This is a genomic window from Idiomarina sp. A28L, from assembly GCF_000218785.1.
GTDB lineage: Bacteria > Pseudomonadota > Gammaproteobacteria > Enterobacterales > Alteromonadaceae > Aliidiomarina.
This window is the reverse complement of record NZ_AFPO01000011.1, coordinates 251,812-274,284: the sequence shown is the minus strand read 5'-3', so window position 1 is coordinate 274,284 and position 22,473 is coordinate 251,812. Positions and strand designations below refer to the sequence as shown.

Here is a 22,473-nt window from a genome sequence, read left to right as displayed (position 1 = left end):
AATTCATTTATGGCGGCGAATTCTACCGTTTTTTGCGATATTTAGCCAGTTAAACTGGTACTTTCCGATACTTACCAGGTGCTAAATCGCTCAAGTTATAATCGCCAATCTGAAAGCGAATAAGGCGTAAAGTAGGATGGCCAACATGCGCTGTCATTCGCCGAACTTGGCGGTTTCGGCCTTCACAAATAGTGAGCTTTATCCAGGAATCTTGAATGTGTTTGCGCACGCGAACGGCTGGCGTTCGTGGCCACAACCAATTTGGTACACCTACCAATTCAACCTCAGCGGGCATGGTTTTGCCATCTTTCAACGCAACACCGTTGCGTAACGCATCGAGAGCGTTTTTATCTGGGATACCTTCAACCAGAACGTAATAAGTTTTTGCTAGTTTAAATTTTGGTGAAGAAATGCGCGCTTGTAGCTGGCCATCATCGGTAAGCAATAAGAGCCCTTCACTATCCTTATCTAAACGCCCAGCAGGATATATATTTGGAATATCAATGAATGCCGATAGGGTGGTATCGTTAGCTTCGCCAGTGAATTGGCAAAGCACATTCATGGGCTTGTTAAACGCCACTAAAGTAGGCACCGTGGGCGCGGGCCTAGAAGTTTGTCGGCTGAATTGTGGTTTTTGTTTCGCGACCATCGAAAGTGCTCAAATGAGAAGAGAGTAGAAATAGTAAAGAGAAACATTTGGTTGCACTCGTTTACTAGCTTTTTTGTACATAAAACGGATAATATCAAAAAATTCAATAGATGATTATAGGATTAAAAGCTTCATGGATAATAACAACGACGAGTTTCGCGGTAGTACCGAGAGTGCCGTTCAATCGAAAGTAAAAATAGACATCAACAAAGTATTACAGGAAGCTTACGAAACAACCAAACAAAAGCGAACGCCGATCGCTGGAGCCATTGTGTGGGCGGGGTTCATTTTGATAGTTGCAATGCTTTTAGTTTTTGCTTTAAGCAAAGCTCTGTCAATTGATACAGAAGGCCAAGCTTTCGAGGTTATTTCGTTAGCGGTTAATATCCTAATTTGGTCGCCTCTTATGGCCGGTATTCAAATAATGGCTCTGCGCAATGTGATTGGCGATATAGCTAATATTAATCAAGCCTTTGCCTTTTTAACTAAACCTTGGGCAATTATTACTACTGCTTTAATTATAACAGTGATTTCGCAAGCGCCTTTTCTAGTTGGCTTCGAACACTTCTTGGGCTTTATTTGGGTTTTCTTTTTTCAAATTATTTTCTCCTTGGCCATTATTATTACCGCAACAGGGCAAGCAACGCCATTAAATGCAGTTATGCTTTCGTTTAATTTGGTGCTAAAACGTTTTGTTAGCTTCTTAATTTTGAACATCGTGGTTTTCATTGTCAGTATGTTAATTGCTATTCCTGTAATCATTCTTGGCGTTTTGGCAAGTACGAATTCTCTTATCCTTGTTCTTGCCTTGTTCGCTGGTGCTGCAGCTATCTATCTAGTTTTAGCTTGGGTTGCGCCCACTTATTTCCATGCAATTGCTATTTTCTACCGCGATATTTTTGCGGTAAAGCCGGTGAGTTCAAGAGAAGAACGCGATATCAGCAATGATAGCGATAAGGGTGATAATCAGAGCTTTAATGCTTAATAGCTGAATTAAGGCAGGGCGAGAAATTCGAGCCAGAATGCCTTTGCAGCTGTAAAGTGTTATAATCGTGGCATTGAATTCATTAAAATATACAGAATGGGGCGCAACTAGCGCTCCTTGAGTTTTGTTTCTATTATACTAGTTAGCAAAATCATCTACTTACAATTGGTGAGTTATGCAAAATCGAAAGAAGCTATTAACCATTGGCGCAATTGCCTTAGTAGTAATAGTTGCGCTGATATTGTTGTTTTGGTCAGGCACAGATAAAGATAGCCTTGATACGGCAACTGGCACACAAGTTTCAACGAGCCTACCTACAGTTGTTCTGCCAAACCCGAGAAAGAATCACAACGTGCCAGATTTTAAGGCAATCTCAGATATACAAACTCGGAAAATAGAATTTTTTAGCTATTTACTACCTGCTATTAATGAGCAAAACGCGCATATACTGAAAAAAAGAGAACAAGTTACTAGATTGCAGAAAAAACACGAGTTAGGGGAGCCACTCAACGCTCGTGAACAACGTTGGCTTGATAACCTTGCAACCCATTACCGTGTGGAAGCTCGCACTGAAGCTGATAAGTTTGAAATCCTACTGCGCCGTGTTGATGTTATTCCCGATACGCTAGTTTTAATTCAAGCAGCAAACGAATCAGGTTGGGGCACATCGCGCTTCGCACTCGACGCCAGAAATTTTTTCGGACAATGGTGCTGGACAGAAGGTTGTGGCTTGGTTCCTGCCTCTCGGGGAGAAGGACAAAATCACGAAGTTCGTGAATTTAATAGCGCCACTGAATCGGTTCGTAGTTACATACGCAACTTGAATACTCATGATGCATATCAAGATCTCCGCCAGATTAGAGCTGAGTTACGGCGAGCAAATGCTCCGATAACCGCTCAACCGCTTACTCAAGGGTTAATGGCCTACTCAGAACGCGGAGAGGATTACATTGTTGAATTGAACCAAATGATTCGTGTAAACCTGCCAATTATTCAAGAGGTTAGAGGAGATGTTTTAGGTGCGCGAGGACAATCAAATCAAACCGCAACTTCGGTTACAAACTAGTAGAAAAAGCAACTAACAAATGAGAGCCCGCCCAGTTAAACAACTCGGCGGGCTTTTTTATAGGCTCAGTATATGTATATCAGACCGCGTTAGTGTTACTTGCTTATCTTGATCAAGCTCATCGTTAGCAAACTGAGCTGCAAAAGAGAACTGGCTTGGATTGCCGATTGTTGGCGGATCAAATGCCGTATCACCATCAATGTTGGCCACACCATCTGCTTCTAAGTTCTTGAAATCAAATAGTGCTGTATCTGCCAAATGGCTCGGCACCACGTTAGTTAAGGCTTTAAACATGCTCTCAATGCGGCCAGGATACTGCTTATCCCACGCTTTCAACATGTCCTTTATCATTTTCCGCTGTAGGTTCTCTTGCGAACCGCAGAGATTGCAGGGAATGATCGGATAATTCATTGAACCTGAGTACTGTTCGATATCTTTTTCACGTGCGTAAGCCAAAGGCCGAATAACAACGTGTTCACCATTATCACTTACCAACTTTGGGGGCATTGATTTAAGCGAACCACCGTGAAACATGTTTAGAAGTAAGGTTTCCAAGATATCATCGCGATGATGGCCTAAGGCTATCTTCGTGGCACCCAAAGATTTCGCAGTATTGTAGAGAATGCCTCTGCGCAACCGGGAGCACAGCGCGCAGGTAGTTTTCCCCTCTGGAATCTTATCTTTTACTATAGAGTAAGTATCTTCTTCGATAATTCGGAAATCTACATTTTGTGATGCTAGATATTCAGGCAGCACATGCTCTGGAAAGCCCGGCTGCTTTTGATCTAAATTCACTGCGATCAATTCAAATCGAATAGGCGCTACTTTTTGAAAATACTGCAAGGTTGAGAGTAGGGTATAACTATCTTTGCCACCAGAAAGGCACACCATAATGCGATCGCCATCGGCAATCATGCCAAAATCTTCGATCGCTTGCCCAGCCGCACGCCGAATACGCTTTTCTAGTTTATTAAAGCTATATTTTTGCTTTTTCTGCAAGGCTAGCGCCTCATTACCAGCAAGATTTGGTTGTGTATTTGAAGAATTTATACTCATACAAACTACCTAAACGTAAATTTTCGAATTTAATCGCTAAAAGCCGCTGCTATAGAGATATTTAAATAAAAAAGCCGCTCGAAATTTCGGGCGGCCAGTATACCGTTGTGCGTTAGTTACAACAATTGTTTTGGGTTAATCCTTCGCTAACGGAGATTGGAATCCTTCCGGTTTTATGGCCAGGAGATCGCAATCTAATTGCTCAATAACATGTTCGGCTGTGTTGCCGAGCAGGGCAGCAGTAATCCCTGTGCGCCCAATCGTTCCTAACACTACCAAAGCTGCATCAAGCTCGTGAGCTACTTTCGGAATTTCATTGTCTGGAAGGCCTTCGCGAAGATGTAAACCAGTGAAATCAACCTCAACTTTGCGAGCGATTTCGGCCAGTGCATCTTCATGGTGTTCACGAACGCTAGCTTGATACTGGTGAACATCAAACTCTGGTATTTCAACGGCTATAGCAGCTGGTGCACCGGGGTAGCAGTTAACTAAATGTAAATGTGAGTTGAGTTTTATGCTTATGAATCCCGCGGCTTTAATAATCTTTTCATTCAAAATTTGATGAACTTCACTATCACTACCAGCGTTCACGGCAGCTAACACCGACCCGTGCTGTGGCCATTCATGATCTTTCACTAAAAGCACAGGGCTTGGTGCTTTACGTAGCAAATGCCAATCGGTAGGGGTGAAAATTACGCTGTGCAACGTATCGTGCTTATGCGTGCCTTTTACAATTAAATCGCAATCAATTTCAATCGCTTTGCGAATAATGGCTTCGAATGGACGATGATGCCATTGCACACAAATTTCAATATTGTGTTTGGTAACATCAAAACCCTCTAGTAGTTCTTGTACCCACACTTTTCGATCTTCAATCAGGCTTTGCCGCATTTGTTCACGCTCTTCACCTGAAAGCATAGTTGTCATTTCATAAGCAAAATCGTAAATCGATAAAAATAAAGTAAGGCGTGCAGGCTGTAAACGAGCTAAATGCAAAGCCCGAGTAAGTGCTTTTTGTTCATCAAGTGCCGGATCTAGCACTACGAGAAGGTGCTTGAACATAGGCGTTCTCCATTCAATTAAATTTCAATTTAGCCTATTTCAGTGTAGCTCAAGCGCAATAAAATGCACTCGATTTATTCATTACCTAACTCAGTTGAAATTAGCGCTACATTACAAAGATTGGTTTGTTCTAATAATGTGATTAAACGACCATCAACCGCGATAAAGCCAGATTTCTGAAACTTGCCGAGTAACCGGCTAACGGTTTCAACGGTTAAACCAAGGTAATTACCGATTTCTGCGCGGGTCATAGTTAACCGAAACTCTTTTGAGGATAAACCGCGAGTTTGGAAACGAGTTGAGAGGTCGATAAGGAAAGTTGCAAGGCGTTGTTCAGCAGTTCGAGTATTGAGCAACGTAAGCATACGTTTATCAGTAGTTATCTCATCACTCATTAAGCGCATTATTTGTCGGCGTAATGCTGGAACGTGGCCGCTAAGCGTTTCTAAATGAGAGAACGGAATTTCACATACCATAGAGGTTTCCATAGCTTCTGCGTAGCCATGGTGTATGCCACTGCCAATGGCTTCAAACCCAACTAAATCACCGGGTAAATGAAACGCAGTAATTTGCATATCACCGTTGTTATCGAGAGTGTAAACCTTGATGCTGCCAGAACGCACCGCAAACAACGATTGTAATGGTTGGCCAGCACGAAACAGGGTATCGCCTCGTTGATAGGGGCGCTTCCGTTCAATCATGGAATCAAGTTCAGATAATGAATTCTCATCGAGGGTAAAAGGTAAACATAACTGGCTAATGCTGCAGTTCTGACAATTAATATGCTTATTCAAACTTGTGCTCCATGGCGAATTTAGTTCCTTCTAATACAGAACAATCACAATTGTTTTGCTGCAATCAGTAAAGTAGCTATACCGTAACCGATTAATAGCAAACCCGCAATCCAGCGGAAGCCAGTAGATTGTAATATGCCTGCTAATTTCTGGCTAAACACTCCAGTAAGAAACATTGCGGGGAAGGTGCCAAGCCCAAATATAAGCATAAAACCAGCACCACTTAACGGATCGCCAGAAAGTGCCGCCCATGTAAGGGCACTATAAACGAGGCCACAGGGAAGCCAACCCCACAACATGCCAGCTATAAACACATAACCTGAGGTTTTTTCCGCGGGTAACTTACGGGTGAGTGGCTGAATATAACGCCAAAGATAAGCGCCAGCCTTTTCTAACCAGAGTAAGGCACGATTCCATCGAAAAAGGTAAAAACCTAGCAGAATCATCATTACGCCGGCCAAAATGCGCAGGTAAACTAGGCCGTTAGCGTGAACCTTGCTGATTGAAAATAGCGCTGCTGCAACAATAAAACCGGCAATCGCATAGCTAAAAATACGGCCTAAGTTATACCAAAACAAACGCATTGGTGAGCGTTGATAACCCATAGCTGCGGCTAAGCCGCCGCACATTGCCAAGCAGTGGCCACTGCCGGCTAGGCCCATAAGTAGAGCAGCTAAAATATCAATGTTCATCTGGTTTATCAGTTTCTTTCTTGGCAGCTGGCTTTTCGTCGTCTTCGTCTAAGAGAATGTTATAACCTTGGCGTTCAAGATCATCAAACTGACCGGTTCGAACAGCCCAAAAGAAGATCACAATGGCAATAATTACCAAAATAATTGCTATAGGAACCATTAAATGAAGAATTTCCATTAAAACTCCTATTCAGCGTGCATTGCGCATTAGGCGCAGTGAGTTTGCCATCACAATGAGTGAACTCATCGACATACCCAGCATAGCCCATAAAGGGCCAACATGGCCGGTAACAGCGAGCGGGAGAATAACAAGGTTGTAACCAATCGCCCACGTAAAGTTTTGTCGAATAACATTCCGGGTCAACAAGGCGGTTTCATACAAACGCCGCAAACCAGCTAGTTTGCCAGTTAGAATCACCACATCGCTACTTGATTTTGCCAAATCTGAGCCGCTTGAAAAAGTAACCGAACCATCAGCTGCAGCAAGAACCGGGCCATCGTTTAAGCCATCGCCAACCATGAGCACAGGGCCTAATTTCTGCATTTCGATTACCGCCGCAAGCTTATCTTCGGGTTTGAGTTGAGCGCGTACATCGGTGATGCCTAAACTATCAGCAAGGGCTTGAGCACGAACCTGCGAATCACCGGTAAGCATAATGATATTAACCCCTCGAGCTTGATACCAATTTAGGGTTTCTTTTGCGTCATCGCGCACTTCATCATCAACTTGCCACTCAGCTAAAACACCTTGTTTATTCGCTAGAAATACGTTCGCGGCTACCAATTTGCTAGTATATTCAGGGTGCCAGGCTTGAACAAAGCCAAGGCTACCAATTCGGTATTCATCACCATCACAAATACCAGCAATACCGGCCCCCGAAGTATTACGAATATCGCTAACATCATTCGCTTTGGCGAGGCGTTGGAAAGGGCGCGCTAGTGGATGCTCAGAATAACTTTCTAAGCCACTAGCTACTTTCATTAGCTCTAGCTTGGAATGATCAGCATCGTAATAGCTTTGAATAATACTAAATTTACCTTGGGTAAGCGTGCCTGTTTTATCAACACAGAGCGTGGCTATTTTAGGTAAGGCCTCGAGTAATGCAGATTGCTTCATTAAGATACCCGAGCGGTTCAAACGGCTGATAGCGCCACTCATTGCGGTAGGTGCCGCAAGTGATAAGGCGCAGGGGCAGGTCGCTACTAATACCGCTAAAGTTACCCAAAATGCTTTGCTTGGGTCAATGAAATACCAGCTAACCAAGGTTAACGTTGAAATAATTAATGTAGCCGCCACAAAATAGCGGCTAACAATATCGGCGAAACGCACGAATTTCGGCTTACCTTCCAGTGCACTATCTTGCAGAGCGATAATTCCGGCAAGCAGGGTATCTTGGCGCGTGGCTACAATTCGCAGGGATATCGGATGATCTTGGTTAATACTGCCCGCATACAAGGTTTCAAATTGCGCTTTGGCGACAGGCCGGCTTTCACCGGTTAATAATGATTCATCACACCAAGCCGTATTATCTAAAAGCTCACCATCCACTGGAATCGTATCACCAGGCCTTACTCGAATGGTATCGCCAGTTTCTAAATACTTTACCATTACCTGTTCCCAGCCACTGGCAGTTTGCCGTTCTGCGATAGCAGGAATTAGTTTCATGAGGTTAGCGGCGTTAGCCACGGCTTTATGGCGAGCCTGCATTTCCAAAAAGCGGCCGGCTAATAAGAAGAATGCGAACATGGTTACGCACTCATAATACACATCGCCAGTATCGGTAACTGTGGCGTAGAAACTTGCAATAAAGGCAACGGCCATTGCCAACGCAACCGGTACATCCATGTTTAATGTACGCGCTCGCAATGCACGGATGGCATTCGCAAAAAAGGGCTGGCAGCTATACACAATTACTGGCGCGGTAAACAATAATGAAACCCACCAAAAATAAAGCCGAGTTGTATCATCTATATCATCAAAATAGAGCCCAAAAGCAACCATCATAGTTTGCATCGAGGCAATTCCGGCAACACCTAAACGGCGAATATAACCACGGCGTTTCTTTTCGTAGCTTGCTTCTAAATCGGCTTGTTGAAAGGGAAGGGCTTTATAACCCACTTGGTGAATAGCCCTGAGCACTTGGCTTAAACGCGCCTTTTCTGCACTCCACGATACCTGAACACGTTCTGTAGATGAGTTTACAACTACTTTATGAACACCATCGAGGTGATGTAATTGTCGTTCAATTAACCATGCGCAAGCGGCGCATGTCATGCCTTCAATCGCTAGTGTTGCTGTTTGAATTTGCTCATTCGCGGAAACAAATTCGCGCTGAATATCGGGATCGTCATAACGAACAAGATCATCTTCAAGGTTAGCGAGCTCTTCTGGAATCAGTGGCAACTCGCCAGGCTTAGTTTCTCGATACTTATAGAAGTGAGTTAAACCCTGTTCAACAATAGTGCTAGCAACCGAGTGGCATCCATAACAACACATAGAGCGGCTGTGGCCAAGAACTTCAACATGAAGAGAAAAGCCTGCAGGCACAGGCTGTTGGCAATGATAACAATAGCTTTCATTTCTTTCTGCCGAGTCTCTTAGAGTTGTATCTAATGTTGAGTTTGCTTGGCTCACTTCTTAGGCCCTCATATACCGTAATTTTCAGGTAGCAGAGTGATAGTTTGAGCGGCTGGTAAATGTATATTTTGGCTTACTCGCCAAGCTTTATCAAAAGGCTCGATATCAACGCGCCAGTGGCCTTTGATTTCTCTTGGTAATTGCTGACGATATGTATCATCACCTGAACGCGGCATACGCAAACTAAAATCATAATTGTGAGTAGTAGGGTGGTAAAAAGTTACCAGTAAGGAGCTTTGATCGTCTGGTTCACCCGAGCGGAAGCGCAAGTTAAGATCAGTTCCACTGATATCCATGTAAAATGATAAATTGCGTGATTCAGCTTCAGCAACTCGTTTTAGTTCTAAGTTTATCGTACGGCCTTCACTGTAATAATCGTCGTTCACCATAGAAATTGGGTTTTTTACAATTAAAATGGCGGTCACGATACATGCCGTAATAACGGCAAATTTCATGAAAATAATGTACCAAACCCAACTAACCTTATACCAAGGAACAGTTTGCCCGTTTTTTAACTGCATTGTGTTACTCCAATTAACAAAAAGCCCCGTAGAACGGGGCTTCCTTGCCTAGTATATGATATCTATCAATCTTCAGCCGAAAGGCTAAGAACATATCCAGACAATATTTTTACTTTATCTTCGCCTAAGATTTCACCCCATGCTGGCATAACGCCATTGCGGCCATAACGAAGGGTTTCTTCAACAGCGCGCTGTGAACCGCCGTATAGCCATACGTTATTGGTTAAATCTGGCGAACCTAAAGCGATGTTACCTTTACCATCTTGACCGTGGCAAGCCGAGCAAACCGCAAATTGCTGTTCACCTGCACGTGCTAAATCACGGTCTACAGCACGGCCACTCAGGCTAAGTACATAGGCCGCAACTTCGGTAATTCCTTGCTCACCAAGCTGCTCTAAGAACGCTGGCATTTGTGCTCTACGGCCATCCATTAACGTGGTATACACATGGCTTGAGCTTCCGCCCCAGCTAAATATACCATCGGTTAAATTCGGGAAGCCAAGTGAGCCTCGTGCATCGGAACCATGGCATTGGGCACAGTTTTGTAAGAACAAACGCTGACCAATCCGTAAAGCATCACGATCTTCCGCAATCGCATCGATTTCCATTGATGCATATTGTTGGAAAATAGGACCATACACTTCATCTGCGCGGGCTAACTCGCGATCGTATTCGATGTTTAGCCCAGCTTCACGCGCATCGATAACCGCTTGCCGAGATTCTTCAATAGAAAGTACGTGCTGGTTTGAGCTTTGCCATCCTAATAGGCCTTTAAAATTACCTAAGCCTGGATACAAGATGAGGTACAAAAGACCCCACGCTAAACAAAGCCAGAAAAGCACTGTCCACCATGTTGGCAAAGGGTTGTTGAGCTCGATAATACCATCGAACTCATGGCCCATGCTTTCGCCTTCTTCAACATCAGTGAAGTTTTTCATGTTCCATCTAAGTATTATGGCAACGCCAACTAGGGTACCTAGGGTGAGAACGATAATCCACCAACTCCAGAAGCTACTCATCTTTGTTTGACTCCTGTTTCTTGCGCTCAGCTTTATCTTTATCTTCTTCGAAGATAGATTCAGCACGGCGGTCAAATTTTTCTTTATTCTTCGGCCAAAATGCCCACACAATCACCGCAATGATTACGCCAAACACTAAGGCTGTGTGAAACGCTTGAAATCCTGCACCCATAACTACCTCAGTGCCGTGCCCAAGGATTGCAGATAGGCAATTAATGCTTCCATCTCTGTTTTTCCTTGAACGGCTGCTTGTGCACCCTCAATATCTTCATCACTATAAGGCACACCTAAAGTTTGGAACGCGCGCATTTTACGAGCGGTAAGTTTTCCATCTAGGGTGTTTTCAGCTAGCCAAGGATATCCTGGCATATTCGATTCTGGTACTACTGCACGCGGGTTCATAAGATGAACATAGTGCCACTCATCGCTGTAGCGCTCTCCAACACGGGCCAAATCTGGGCCTGTGCGTTTTGAGCCCCACAAGAACGGATGTTCCCATACCGATTCACCGGCTACTGAATAGTGGCCATAACGTTCTGTTTCAGCCCGGAACGGACGAATCATTTGGCTATGGCAACCAACACAACCTTCGCGAATGTAGATATCTCTACCTTCCAACTGCAGAGCAGTGTAAGGCTTAAGATCACGAACTGGCTCTTGCACCTGTTTTTGAAACAGTAGTGGGGTGATCTCTACTAAGCCACCAATTGAAATTGCAATAATTGCGAATACTGCAAGCCAACCGACGTGCTTCTCAACTTTCTCATGTTTATTCTTACTCATGAATTAGCCTCCTTTACGCCGGTTCAGCAGCGGCCAAAGGCTCACCACTACGAAGTTTATTGGTACGAATAGTTTTCAAAACGTTGTAGCCCATGATTAACATACCAGCCACTACGAATAAGCCACCTACAAAGCGCACAAAATAGAACGGATATGACGCTTCTAAGCTTTCAACGAAACTATACGTTAACGTGCCATCGGAGTTTACTGCGCGCCACATAAGCCCCTGAGTTACACCAGAGATCCACATTGCTACGATATAAAGAACAACGCCGATAGTGTGTAACCAGAAATGGGTATTGATCAATTTCACGCTGTACATGCGTTCCCGATCGAACAAAATGGGAATTAGGTGATATATCGCACCAATAGAAATCATGGCTACCCAGCCGAGCGCACCAGAGTGCACATGACCAATCGTCCAATCGGTGTAATGCGAAAGTGCATTCACTGATTTGATTGCCATCATCGGCCCTTCAAACGTAGACATACCGTAGAAAGAAAGCGAAACAATTAAGAATCGTAAAATCGGGTCAGTACGCAGCTTATGCCAAGCGCCTGATAAGGTCATGATACCGTTAATCATGCCACCCCATGAAGGAACGAACAGAATAACCGACATCACCATACCAACTGATTGCGCCCAATCTGGTAGGGCGGTGTAGTGCAAGTGGTGCGGACCAGCCCAAATATAAATGGTGATCAACGTCCAAAAGTGCACAATCGACAAACGATATGAATAAACCGGGCGCTCTGCCTGCTTGGGTACAAAGTAATACATCATACCCAAGAAGCCAGCGGTAAGTAGGAAACCTACGGCATTATGGCCATACCACCACTGCATCATGGCATCTACAGCACCTGCATATATCGAATATGATTTGGTAAAGGAAACTGGAATCGCTAGATTGTTGCCGATGTGCAGCATGGCAACAGCGATTATAAAGGCACCATAGAACCAGTTAGCAACATAAATATGCGAAGTTCTGCGGATGGCCAGCGTACCGAAAAACACAATAATGAATGCTATCCAAACGATGGCAATCAAAATTGAAAGTGGCCATTCTAATTCAGCATATTCTTTACTGGTGGTAATACCCATTGGCAAAGTGATTACCGCACCGACTATAACTGCTTGCCAACCCCAAAACGTAAACGCAGCAAGCCGATCAGAAAACAATCGAACTTGACAGGTTTTTTGCACTACATAATAACCAGTAGCGAAAAGGGCGCTGGTGCCAAACGCGAATATCACTGCATTGGTGTGCAATGGGCGGAGACGAGAGTAGGTTAACCATGGAGTATCGAAGTTGAGCGCTGGCCACACAAGCTGGGCTGCAATCAAAACACCAACGGCCATCCCGATAATACCCCAAATAATGGTCATTACAGTAAACTGCTTAACCACCTTTAGGTTATAGTCGACAGGTTGATTTGAAGTTGTACTCATTATTTTAAAATCCGCTGTAGTTTACAGAACAGAGATTGAGATACTTACGCCACAAAATTCGCGGTTCAAGTAATCCCGAAACCTGGATAATTGTACGGCTTTTACATATGGAAATACAGTGTAAACGAGCCTTCAGAACATGACCGAGATCAAAGTATTTCCGGTTAGATAAACAATATTTTTTGGTTAATAATTTGGAGCCTTAGCAAATGTTATTAAAGAGCTTGCCAAATTGTAGCGTTTTCTCGCAAAACGGTTACAAAACCGCCGCGATTGTTGTAATTTTGCTTTTTCTTATTACTGGCTGTAATGATAAAAAAAATATTAATGCGGCCATTCAGCTGTGCGCATTGCATCAATTTGATGAGGATTTCAACACGCCTTCAACTATCGTTGATAGCAATTGTAGCTTTTCATCTTCACTTGGCGATGTTGAGCTGCGGAGCTCAGATCCGTTAATGCCAGTTGAACAACCCATATCAATGCATTTACGTACACCATCAGAAACGTTTATTGTAGGCAGTGAGATCACAGGCTTAAGTATGTATATGGGTAGAATTCCGGTTATTTGGGAATCAATTGGTAGGAATCTATGGCAGGCTGATATTCTTTTGGGTGCCTGTACAGACCCGAAAATGATCTGGCAGCTTGAAATAACGATAGCTCATGAGAATGAACCCAGAGGCACAGAGAAAGTGCATATTTCTTTTCAATCAACATGGTAGTTAATGATGAATAGTATCAGCTCACGAAAAAGCCCATTCGCAGCATTGGTTGTGTTCACAGCCATATTCTTAAGCGCTTGTTCACCTAGCGGCGGCAACGATTCGGGAACCTCTTATACAGAAGCTAAGAGCTCTGGAGCCGCCAGCCTTCGTGTTCTCTATGTTGAGGCTGATGGTTTTGCTTACCACGATGAAAATAATGAGCTTACCGGTGTTACGGTGGAAATTATGCGCGATTTCGTTCGTTGGTTTGAACGCTATCATGCGGTTAACGTTGAGCTAGAATTTGTTGCGGAAACAAATTGGCAAACATTCTATCAGCGTATTGTTTCTGCAGATGGTGGTGTGTTTGGCTTAGGCAACGTTACGATTACTGAAGCAAGGAAAGAGGAGCTACAATTTTCGCCAGCATATCTCAACAACGTTGCTGTACTGATTACCAATAACGAGGTTACCGAATTGGAAGGTTGGGATGATATTGCCCGCAACTTTGCCGATTTAAAGCCTATGGCATTTTCTGGCACGCTGCATGAAGTTCGAGTTACCGAACTGCGAGATCGCTTTCAACCATCACTTCCCATTGCCCAAGCTACGAGCAATCCAGAAATCATCAATGCTGTGGCTAGTGAGGGTTATTACAGCTATATTGATGCTTACAACTACTGGCGTGCAGTTGATAGTGGTATCTCTTTAATGCACCACGCTATTGCCGATGATTTCGGTGAAACGTTCGGTATTATCATGCCGCATAATAATGATTGGGCAACCATGCTTACAGCTTTTTTTGCGGCTGAAGGGGGTTACCGGAACTCGCAAGCCTATCGCGATATTATGGAAACCCATTTAGGTAAAGCGTTAACCGCTACCTTAGAAGCCGCGCGAACCAATAACTAAGCCATCTCAGTGAACAATTGTTAAGGGCTTGAAATCTTTGTTAACGAAATAGTTACACCGCAGTTATGCACTTTTGCTATTATGAATTTGATTTAGGCGCTTTTGGAGCTGTTATATATGTCATCGCTAAAGCAAGTTTCGATGTCAAAAGAAAGGGAATTACCAGCATTACCATTTATGTTAGTGCGTGCTGTGCCAACGATGATTCGCAGAAGAGGCTCGGTGAGCCCTAATAATCTTCATTTCACGTTTCAGGTAGATTCAATTGCTGGTGATCATCTAAAAAAATATAAACAAGCCTTCCCAGGCCTGAAAAGTGAAGTTCCCCTGACATATTTTTACTTGTTAGCGCAACGCGCTCATCTTGCAGCCATGCTTGACCCTGAGTTCCCGTGGCCAATTCTAGGCATGGTTCATGTTGCCAACGCAATGGCGTACCATAATCCGCCAAATATGAACCAAGGCTTTATTATCGAAGTTAACATAGAGATGCCCGAGCGAGCCGCTACAAGAAAACGGGTTCGGCCAATCTATAAAGTAGATTTCTTCCAAGATGGTGTTTTGGTAGCGGAATGCCTGAGCACTTACCAGGTCGGCGGGGGAGAACCACCCACCGCTGGGCGCCGCAGAGAAGCCCCCGCACCTGATCTGAAGGCTTTTAAAAGCCCCGGATTATGGCAATTAGGGAGTGATTTGGGCCGTACTTACGCACATTTGTCTGGCGACTATAACCCAATTCATTTGCATCCATGGCTTTCTCGCTGGTTTGGATTTGCTCGGCCTATTATCCATGGGATGTATTCAGTTGCGCATGCCCAATCAGATTTAGAGAGCGAGTTTGGGTTGCCAATCGTGGCTATGGATATTGCTTTTCGCCGGCCTCTGATATTGCCGGCCGATGCTGCGCTGCATTATCAACATGCAGAAATTAAAACAGAAACCATACAGCAGGGCACATTAATGGTTACTGATGCAATTGGGAAAAAAGTTTACCTTGATGGTGCCTATGCAAACTCTGAGTCATTTAACTTTAATTAATGATGGTGTGATTTAAAGTATTCTTTAATAAGCGCTATCAACATATAAAACAGAAGCTTACAGGAAACCATAATGAGTACTGCTGTTATTTGGATTATTATAGGTATTGTTCTTATTATCACCGAACTGCTTGCTACGAGCGTTTTAGCGGTGTTCTTAGGGATTGGCGCGATTGTAACCGGAGTGCTTTTAACTTTCGGAATCATTGAGAGCACTTCGGCACAATATATGGTGTTCGGCGTGGTAAGTTTAATTATGCTCTTTACCGCACGCGGTAAATTAAAGCAGTGGTTCAATGGCTACATTGCAAACAAAGATCAGCATGGCACCGTGTTCACCAAAGACCTAGGTGAAAGAGTAATAGTGCACAAAGATTTTAAGCAAGGTACCGGGCGCGTTGTTCTTAACGGTGTGCAGTGGGATGCGCAATCAGAAGACGATTTAAAGAAGGGGGATGTCGCTTACGTAATAAAAAACGAAGGCATTCACCTTACAGTTACCAAAAATGAACCTGTAAATATTACAGAAAGTAATTAACACTGAGGAATATTAGAATGGAAGAAATTAACATCGGGAGCATTCTCTCTATCGGTTTTGCTGTAGCCGTAATTATCATAATTTTGAAAACAGCACGTATCGTTCCGCAGCGTTCAAACTACGTTATCGAACGCTTGGGTAAATACAATCGGACACTTGATTCTGGTTTTCACTTACTGATTCCGTTTATCGATAAAGTTGCTTATATCCAAACACTTAAGGAAGAAGTAATTGACGTTGAGCGGCAAGCTTGTGTAACAAAAGACAACATTCAAGTAGGTATCAACGGTGTGCTTTATATTCAAGTGATTGATGCTTACAAAGCAAGCTATGGTATCAACGATTACCGTTATGCTTCTTCGCAGCTAGCACAAACCACGATGCGCTCAGTGATCGGCCAAACAGATCTTGATAAAACGTTTGAAGAGCGTGCTGCAATAAACGAAGAAGTTGTAAAAGCTCTAGATGAAGCTGCTTCTCCTTGGGGAATCAAAGTATTGCGTTACGAGATTTCCGATATCGAACTTCCTGCTTCAATTAAAGATGCGTTAGAACAGCAAATGCGTGCAGAGCGTGAACGAAGAGCCGCTATTGCCAAATCTGAAGGTGAACGCCAGGCGATGATCAATGTTTCTGAAGGCCAGAAGCAAGAAGTTATCAATTTATCTGAGGGTGAAAAACTCAAGCAAATCAACGAAGCTGAAGGCCGGGCGCGGGAAATCGAGCTTATTGCCATCGCTACTGCAGAGGGTTTACATAAGATTGCTATCGCGATTAACGAGCCGGGTGGCCGTGATGCGGTTAACTTACGTGTAGCTGAGCAATACGTAAAAGAGTTCGGTAAGCTTGCCAAGGAAACCAATACCTTAATTCTACCTGCAGAGTTAAGTAATATTGGTGGCGCAGTTGCTGGTTTAACCGAAGTACTAAAACAAACTAAGTAAGTTATATTTCCATAAAAAACGCGCCTAAGCTCAAGCTTGGCGCGTTTTTTTATAGCTATTTGATTCGCTTTTTGAATACCTGTGAAGAACCAATACGATTATTCATAACCCCATGGAGTAGGTGGTAGCTCTACCGGGTTGGTAAGATCAAAATCAACCCGCAGCTCTCGGCCTTCTCGGGTTAAACGGTAACTAAAGAAGTTATCTGGGTAGATATACATGTGCCACGTATTCCATATAGATTGTGGAATTTGCCGGCGAATGAAATCCTCTTTTGAGTATTGGTCGGCAGGAAATGATTGCGCGTTAGCCCAGCCAGCATCAACAGTTTGGCCGCCATACATGGTGCCGTCATCATCAGAACCATCAGGCTGCCTATGATCATGCTTTAAAGTAATACCTGAGCCTGTTTTTGTAAGTATCCAAGTGCGGCTATGGTTATCACCTATATGAAAAGGAATACGGATTTCATTTTCACTGCATTCGCGAACGTGCATGACCAGTCGGTTATCCTTAAAATTTTCAACACCTTTAAAGTTATCTTCAACAACCTGACCGACAAATGCCTTACCGCAGTATTGGCGAATATTATCGAAGAACGCATCATGGGTGGGAATCGATACAGTACCCATCATTAATATAGCAGCAGTTAAACTCATCTTGTTTTCCTCTTATAAGTGGGGGCGCTTGCACTGATTAACTATTAAAGTGAATCATAAGAAGCGCTTAACAGGTACTAATGTAGCAAACTGTGGAGGATAGGGGTAATCGAGATGGTATTTACAAATCAGTTTAACGTCTTTATTTTTCCTATTTAACATAATATACATTATGCGAAGTAATATTATGCGATAGTAAACCGGTGTTAGATGCACCATTGAGTCATTATATCCTTTATTCATGGGGCTTTACTTGCTCTTTACTCTTCTCTAATTGTAAAGGCAGCAAGCTTTCACTATTCTATTTTACGATTTTCAACCACTCAAGGAATACAATTATGAAAATGAAATCACTTAAGCATTTGTTAGTGATTGCCGCAGCTAGCGGTTCAATGGCTATTACTGCAAACGCAGCGGCATCTGAATGGAATTACGTTGGCGGTGGTTTCTATGATTTCGGTGACGGCGGTTTCTATCTTGAAGGCTCAACGCATGTTGCGGAGCGTTTAGTGCTTAATGCTGAGATTGGCGATACCTACGACACTATTTTACGTGTTGGTGGTAAATACCTCACCGATTTAGCACTTGGCCGCGCACCAATGTTCATAACTGCTGGTTACTCTGACTATTCTTTTGATTCAGGTGTTTACTTCGGTGCAGGCGTTAGCTTGGAAATCGACCAAGGACTTAATTCAACGTTTGAGTTAATGCATGATACTGCTGCTGATGGCTTTTTCCGCTTCCGCAGTGGCTTAACTTACGCGCTAAGCAATCAACTTAACCTCGCTGGTAGCTACAGCTTGAACAATCGTGGTTGGGATAACGAACTGCGTATCGGTGTTCAGTACAAATTCTAGTTCACTAACAAGCAACCAGAATTAGGTTAAAATAATGATAAAGGCCTGCACTTTTAATGTGCAGGCCTTTTTTGTAACACTTGTTTGAGTTGGAAGATTAATCCAACATTAAAACCGGTAACTCAACACAAAAATAATGCTCCGAGCACTGCGGCTACTAACCATTGGGCTATTGGCTATAGCACTATCGCTGCGGCTAAAGCTGAGATTACCGTTAACGCTCAGATTTTCCGTAAACATGTAGTAGCCACCAATACCGATTTCCGGACTTATCGCATGATTCCCTCGGTATTCTTGTAATCCTGAGCGCTGAGCTTCAACAGCATCTACACCGAAATAATAGCGAACATAATCCTTACTTACGATATTAAAGCCTATCTCCGGTGATAATTGCCAAACTTGCCCGGGTCGATTCAACGGTAAACTATAGCGTACTCGCAATCGTTGGCCATTATGACGGCCCGATATATCTGTGTTAAACGAACTGGTAATGCTTCCGTAAACGCTGTTGTAGCGATAATTTAACCCTGCACCTAAGCTAAACTTGCGCCGATTTAATTGTTGAATTTGCTCATTTCGAGATTCTTCCGGCTTAAAGCGAAAAGGTTCGATGGCAAGAATAGCTGAAAATTGATGCTGCCTGTTTCTGATAATATGCCTGCCAAAACTTAGCCCTCGAAAATAGTATTTTTCACCTTCATAACCCACAAAAGGAACAACTAGAACATCAGCATTCATGCCTACATAGCTTGGATTAGAGGTAATCATACCCAGCCCAGCGCTAAAACCTAACGGTGGCCCCCCTGCTTGCTCGTATTCGGGTTCATCAGCATTTGCTGGCGATATCAGCAACGCAGAGGCGCAGAACAGTAATACTGCACTAGTTCTTACTGCCGAGTTATTCCCTTTGCTTAAGTTCATATCGGATAATCCCTGTATCAAGCTCTTCATAATTGGACACTGACATAACATACGCAAGAGCGCTTCACCGAGGCCGCATGATCACGTATGATTAGCCATTATTTATTTTAACTTAGTGTGCCACTTAGCCATGACAGAAGAAAGCGCTCCGCGCGAGTTTGCAAAACATTTAAAACTTCCAGTTACCCAACTAATTGCCGCTACGGATAAATGGCTTAATGAGTATCCTGATACTGATACTATTAAAGCTAATCCACTCATTGGCCAAGATCGCGCGGTAACTGCAGTAGCGCGGGGGCAGCAAATTCGCTCCACCCTATCGCACATCTACATGGCACTACCACCGGGTGTAATCGTAGATGATGTTGTGCAACGCATGTGTGCAGAACAAGGCTGGACAAGCTCTGCAATGCGCGATTGGGTGTACCTAGCGAACCCCGAAGACGAACGTGCGCCAATTTGTATCAGCTTACCTGCAGGTACCGCTGAAGCTGCCTTAATAGGCTTATGGGAGTACTTAGAAAAGCTTCCAAATGAACGTAAAGAAACATTTGAACGCCTAGTGCAAACGTACGCATCTGTTGAGTTTCGGCATTACTTAGAATTAGTTGCCGATAAGTTATTCGATGATATTCCCGGCACTGAGTTAGCCAGCGTTGTTGTTTCCCATACCGAACCACAACCTTGGTATTATTGTGATCGAGTATCGCAAGCCAGTTTGTTCGGTGATATTCGATTGCAAAGTATTGAGGGCACGATTAGTGCTGAACTTCATTTAATCCGCCCAGGCGCATTATTGAAAGCCAATGGTGGAACTTTAGTAGTACATGCCTTACAACTGTTAAACCAACCTGAGTTATGGCAACAGTTAAAGCATATTCTTCGCACGGGCCTTTATGAATGGGAACAACCAGCTACTACTCAAACAGCCATTCACTATGAGCCAAGCCCAATCCCAGTAGATGTAAAAGTAATTCTAGCTGGCGGTAGAGAACTATATAGCCAATTACAAGATTACGATCCAGAGTTCTCAAATCTGTTTCCTTATTTTGCCGAGTTTAGTTCGTTCTACCCAACACAAAATAAAAGTGCAGCGCCCTACTTCAACTTTTTAGCTTATGTTCAAGACCGTGCGCGCTGTCGGCCACTTGATAGATCTGCACTTGCCGCGTTACTTGAAATTTCGGCGCGCTCAACTGAACATCAATACGAGCTTAGCCTCGATGCGGTAGCACTTATTCAACTACTTGAAGAAGCTGAAGTTCTCGCATCTCTAGATGGGCAACCGAAAATTTCGGAAACACATATTTTGCAAGCCCAACTTGAAGCGGAAAATAGAGATCGCTTATTGGCCGAACTTAACTGGCAATCGATTCTTGAACAGCAAGTTCAGATCGATACCGAAGGCTTTGTTAACGGCCAAATTAACGGCCTTACTGTTGTTGGAATGGGTGGGGTTGAATTTGGTGAGCCCTCACGCATAACCGCCACCGTGCATTATGGTGATGGCGATATTATTGATATTGAGCGCAAAGCTGAACTGAGCGGAAACATTCACACGAAAGGAATCATGATCTTAACGGCTTATTTAGCCAACTTATTTGCTAAGCAAGACCCTATGCCGCTATCGGCAACACTAGTGTTTGAGCAATCTTACCATGAGGTTGATGGTGATAGCGCTTCCCTTGCGGAGCTTTGCTGCCTGATTTCTGCGTTAAGTGAAACGCCTATCGATCAATCAATCGCTGTAACTGGAGCAATTGACCAATTCGGCAATGTTCAAGCAATCGGCGGCATTAATCAAAAAATTCAGGGTTACTTTGAGATCTGTAAACGCAGAGGATTAACGGGCCATCACGCTGTTATTGTTCCTAAATCTAATGTAGTGAACATACATCTTAGCGAAGAAATACGGCAAGCCGTGTCCGATGGTTTATTTTCAGTATATGCGGTAAGCCACATTACTGAAGCATTTGAACTGTTAATGAATACACCATGCGGCGAGGCTACAGCAACTGATAAAGAGGGTTTGTTCGGGCGTATTCATCAGCGCTTGCTAGCCGTTACTGCCTCTCAACATCAGCCAATAGAATCGTGGTGGCAACGAATATTTAAGCGCTCCGAACAAGCAGATTAGTTAACTTCCACTGTTCGGACTTGTTTAGCGTACAACTGTTCGCTAAGCTACCCACACTTTAAACTTTACCCTTAGTGAATTCCCTAAGGGTTTCAATTTCAGGGTGTTCTGGATATGCAATCAAGTTATACAAGAGATGAGCTACTTGCATGTAGCCGCGGTGAAATGTTCGGTCCGGGAAATAGCCAACTACCCGCACCCAACATGCTGATGATGGATCGAATTACCATAATGGATCCTGAAGGTGGCGATCATGGTTTAGGCTATATTGAAGCCGAACTCGATATTCACCCTGATCTCTGGTTCTTCGCATGTCATTTCCCAGGCGATCCGGTAATGCCAGGGTGTTTAGGCTTAGATGCTTTGTGGCAAACTTTAGGCTTCTTTTTAGCGTGTTCTGGTGGCCCTGGTCGTGGTCGTGCTTTAGGGGTTGGTGAAGTTAAGTTCACGGGCCAGATACTACCAACGAATAAGAAAGTTACTTATAAGATTCACATGAAACGCCTCGTTAAGCGTAGGTTGTTTGTAGGTATTGGTGATGGCACTGTAGAAGTTGATGGCCGTAAAATTTATGAAGCCAACGATCTCAAGGTTGGTTTGTTTACTGATACATCAGCATTCTAGTAAGCGTTTCTAGACTCTAAATACAACAAAGCCCCCGTTGCTACGGGGGCTTATTCTTTTCTTTTTATTTGTAACCGCTATTTTTATAGTCGGAACAATCCATCAGTACGAGCCTCTATGGCATCACGCCAGCCACCTAACCATTCTGAACGTACGTCGTTATTTTGATAAGGGCAATTTTCTTTTGAACGACCAGAAACACCTGCTTTGAACCCTTGAGAATGGGCACGTTCCATGCGGTCACGTTTTTGTCTTCTCATTATAACTACCTCACTTGTTCATGGAATCTATCTTTTGTACACGAGCATTTTTCCGCCCGCTATATATGGATAGTTACAAACAGAAGAAAGTTCAATGAAAAAACCCGATTGAAACCGCTTAATGTTATTAAAGCGCTGACAATCGGGTTATTTTTTATCTAG

25 protein-coding genes are annotated in these 22,473 nt (G+C 43.6%); 10 read left to right on the top strand and 15 right to left on the bottom strand.

Features of this window, described 5'->3' with window-relative positions; all coding sequences use genetic code 11:
* Window positions 1-49: 49 nt before the first annotated feature.
* Entirely contained in the window at window positions 50-649 is a 600-nt protein-coding gene (locus A28LD_RS04375) for a pseudouridine synthase (protein WP_007419855.1), read from the bottom strand.
* A gap of 133 nt (window positions 650-782) precedes the next feature.
* Here A28LD_RS04375 and A28LD_RS04370 point away from each other — a divergent pair, with 133 nt between their 5' ends.
* Entirely contained in the window at window positions 783-1,634 is an 852-nt protein-coding gene (locus A28LD_RS04370) for a hypothetical protein (protein WP_007419854.1), read from the top strand.
* 175 nt (window positions 1,635-1,809) lie between these two features.
* The gene (locus tag A28LD_RS04365) at window positions 1,810-2,700 is read left to right on the top strand and encodes a glucosaminidase domain-containing protein (protein WP_007419853.1); all 891 of its coding nucleotides are present in this window, start codon (window positions 1,810-1,812) and stop codon (window positions 2,698-2,700) included.
* A gap of 57 nt (window positions 2,701-2,757) precedes the next feature.
* Here A28LD_RS04365 and ttcA read toward each other — a convergent pair whose 3' ends face one another.
* The 11 genes from ttcA to ccoN form a co-directional block, all read right to left on the bottom strand.
* Window positions 2,758-3,756 (bottom strand): tRNA 2-thiocytidine(32) synthetase TtcA, encoded by a 999-nt coding sequence (gene ttcA / locus A28LD_RS04360; protein ID WP_007419852.1) that lies wholly within the window; start codon window positions 3,754-3,756, stop codon window positions 2,758-2,760.
* A gap of 135 nt (window positions 3,757-3,891) precedes the next feature.
* Window positions 3,892-4,818: a universal stress protein UspE gene (gene uspE / locus A28LD_RS04355; protein ID WP_007419851.1), complete on the bottom strand. Its 927-nt coding sequence runs from the start codon at window positions 4,816-4,818 to the stop codon at window positions 3,892-3,894.
* A gap of 74 nt (window positions 4,819-4,892) precedes the next feature.
* The gene (gene fnr, locus A28LD_RS04350; RefSeq protein ID WP_007419850.1) at window positions 4,893-5,612 is read right to left on the bottom strand and encodes a fumarate/nitrate reduction transcriptional regulator Fnr; all 720 of its coding nucleotides are present in this window, start codon (window positions 5,610-5,612) and stop codon (window positions 4,893-4,895) included.
* A gap of 44 nt (window positions 5,613-5,656) precedes the next feature.
* Window positions 5,657-6,304, bottom strand: a complete 648-nt coding sequence (locus A28LD_RS04345; RefSeq protein WP_007419849.1) for a sulfite exporter TauE/SafE family protein — start codon at window positions 6,302-6,304, stop codon at window positions 5,657-5,659.
* Window positions 6,294-6,482: a cbb3-type cytochrome oxidase assembly protein CcoS gene (gene ccoS / locus A28LD_RS04340; protein WP_007419848.1), complete on the bottom strand. Its 189-nt coding sequence runs from the start codon at window positions 6,480-6,482 to the stop codon at window positions 6,294-6,296. Before ccoS ends, A28LD_RS04345 begins: the two co-directional genes overlap by 11 nt.
* 12 nt (window positions 6,483-6,494) lie before the next feature.
* The gene (locus A28LD_RS04335; RefSeq protein ID WP_007419847.1) at window positions 6,495-8,939 is read right to left on the bottom strand and encodes a heavy metal translocating P-type ATPase; all 2,445 of its coding nucleotides are present in this window, start codon (window positions 8,937-8,939) and stop codon (window positions 6,495-6,497) included.
* A gap of 11 nt (window positions 8,940-8,950) precedes the next feature.
* Complete coding sequence (locus A28LD_RS04330) at window positions 8,951-9,463, bottom strand: FixH family protein (RefSeq protein ID WP_007419846.1); 513 nt, start codon at window positions 9,461-9,463, stop codon at window positions 8,951-8,953.
* A gap of 65 nt (window positions 9,464-9,528) precedes the next feature.
* Window positions 9,529-10,482: a cytochrome-c oxidase, cbb3-type subunit III gene (gene ccoP, locus A28LD_RS04325; RefSeq protein WP_007419845.1), complete on the bottom strand. Its 954-nt coding sequence runs from the start codon at window positions 10,480-10,482 to the stop codon at window positions 9,529-9,531.
* Window positions 10,475-10,654: a cbb3-type cytochrome oxidase subunit 3 gene (locus A28LD_RS04320; RefSeq protein WP_007419844.1), complete on the bottom strand. Its 180-nt coding sequence runs from the start codon at window positions 10,652-10,654 to the stop codon at window positions 10,475-10,477. The genes ccoP and A28LD_RS04320 overlap by 8 nt, the downstream gene beginning before the upstream one ends.
* Window positions 10,655-10,656: 2 nt before the next feature.
* Window positions 10,657-11,265 carry a cytochrome-c oxidase, cbb3-type subunit II gene (gene ccoO, locus A28LD_RS04315; protein WP_007419843.1) on the bottom strand — a complete coding sequence of 203 codons (609 nt, stop codon included), beginning with the start codon at window positions 11,263-11,265 and terminating at the stop codon, window positions 10,657-10,659.
* A 13-nt stretch (window positions 11,266-11,278) separates the two neighbouring features.
* Window positions 11,279-12,715 carry a cytochrome-c oxidase, cbb3-type subunit I gene (gene ccoN, locus A28LD_RS04310; RefSeq protein WP_007419842.1) on the bottom strand — a complete coding sequence of 479 codons (1,437 nt, stop codon included), beginning with the start codon at window positions 12,713-12,715 and terminating at the stop codon, window positions 11,279-11,281.
* Between the two features lie 209 nt (window positions 12,716-12,924).
* On the opposite strand from ccoN, the gene A28LD_RS04305 reads away from it, so the two are divergent.
* From A28LD_RS04305 to A28LD_RS04285, 5 genes are all read left to right on the top strand, one after another.
* On the top strand, window positions 12,925-13,440 hold the full coding sequence (locus A28LD_RS04305; RefSeq protein ID WP_007419841.1) for a hypothetical protein: 516 nt from the start codon (window positions 12,925-12,927) through the stop codon (window positions 13,438-13,440).
* A gap of 3 nt (window positions 13,441-13,443) precedes the next feature.
* Window positions 13,444-14,334 (top strand): substrate-binding periplasmic protein, encoded by an 891-nt coding sequence (locus A28LD_RS04300; protein ID WP_007419840.1) that lies wholly within the window; start codon window positions 13,444-13,446, stop codon window positions 14,332-14,334.
* Window positions 14,335-14,475: 141 nt separating this feature from the next.
* The gene (locus A28LD_RS04295) at window positions 14,476-15,372 is read left to right on the top strand and encodes a MaoC/PaaZ C-terminal domain-containing protein (protein ID WP_050795135.1); all 897 of its coding nucleotides are present in this window, start codon (window positions 14,476-14,478) and stop codon (window positions 15,370-15,372) included.
* A gap of 72 nt (window positions 15,373-15,444) precedes the next feature.
* A complete protein-coding gene (locus A28LD_RS04290) occupies window positions 15,445-15,909 on the top strand; it encodes an NfeD family protein (RefSeq protein WP_007419838.1) in 465 nt (154 codons plus the stop codon).
* 17 nt (window positions 15,910-15,926) lie between these two features.
* Complete coding sequence (locus tag A28LD_RS04285; RefSeq protein ID WP_007419837.1) at window positions 15,927-16,853, top strand: SPFH domain-containing protein; 927 nt, start codon at window positions 15,927-15,929, stop codon at window positions 16,851-16,853.
* Window positions 16,854-16,951: 98 nt separating this feature from the next.
* Here the strand turns inward: A28LD_RS04285 and A28LD_RS04280 are convergent, their stop codons facing one another.
* Window positions 16,952-17,512: a hypothetical protein gene (locus A28LD_RS04280; protein ID WP_007419836.1), complete on the bottom strand. Its 561-nt coding sequence runs from the start codon at window positions 17,510-17,512 to the stop codon at window positions 16,952-16,954.
* A 338-nt stretch (window positions 17,513-17,850) separates the two neighbouring features.
* Here A28LD_RS04280 and A28LD_RS11875 point away from each other — a divergent pair, with 338 nt between their 5' ends.
* Complete coding sequence (locus A28LD_RS11875; protein WP_007419834.1) at window positions 17,851-18,369, top strand: hypothetical protein; 519 nt, start codon at window positions 17,851-17,853, stop codon at window positions 18,367-18,369.
* A gap of 108 nt (window positions 18,370-18,477) precedes the next feature.
* Here the strand turns inward: A28LD_RS11875 and A28LD_RS04270 are convergent, their stop codons facing one another.
* A complete protein-coding gene (locus A28LD_RS04270; RefSeq protein WP_007419833.1) occupies window positions 18,478-19,290 on the bottom strand; it encodes a MipA/OmpV family protein in 813 nt (270 codons plus the stop codon).
* A 130-nt stretch (window positions 19,291-19,420) separates the two neighbouring features.
* Between A28LD_RS04270 and A28LD_RS04265 the strand changes: the two genes are divergently transcribed.
* Window positions 19,421-21,427, top strand: coding sequence for an AAA family ATPase (locus A28LD_RS04265; protein WP_007419832.1), 2,007 nt, complete (start codon window positions 19,421-19,423; stop codon window positions 21,425-21,427).
* A 114-nt stretch (window positions 21,428-21,541) separates the two neighbouring features.
* Window positions 21,542-22,051, top strand: coding sequence for a 3-hydroxyacyl-[acyl-carrier-protein] dehydratase FabA (fabA, locus tag A28LD_RS04260; protein ID WP_007419831.1), 510 nt, complete (start codon window positions 21,542-21,544; stop codon window positions 22,049-22,051).
* Between the two features lie 83 nt (window positions 22,052-22,134).
* On the opposite strand, the gene rmf is transcribed toward fabA, so the two are convergent.
* On the bottom strand, window positions 22,135-22,311 hold the full coding sequence (gene rmf / locus A28LD_RS04255) for a ribosome modulation factor (protein WP_007419830.1): 177 nt from the start codon (window positions 22,309-22,311) through the stop codon (window positions 22,135-22,137).
* Between the last annotated feature and the right edge of the window lie 162 nt (window positions 22,312-22,473).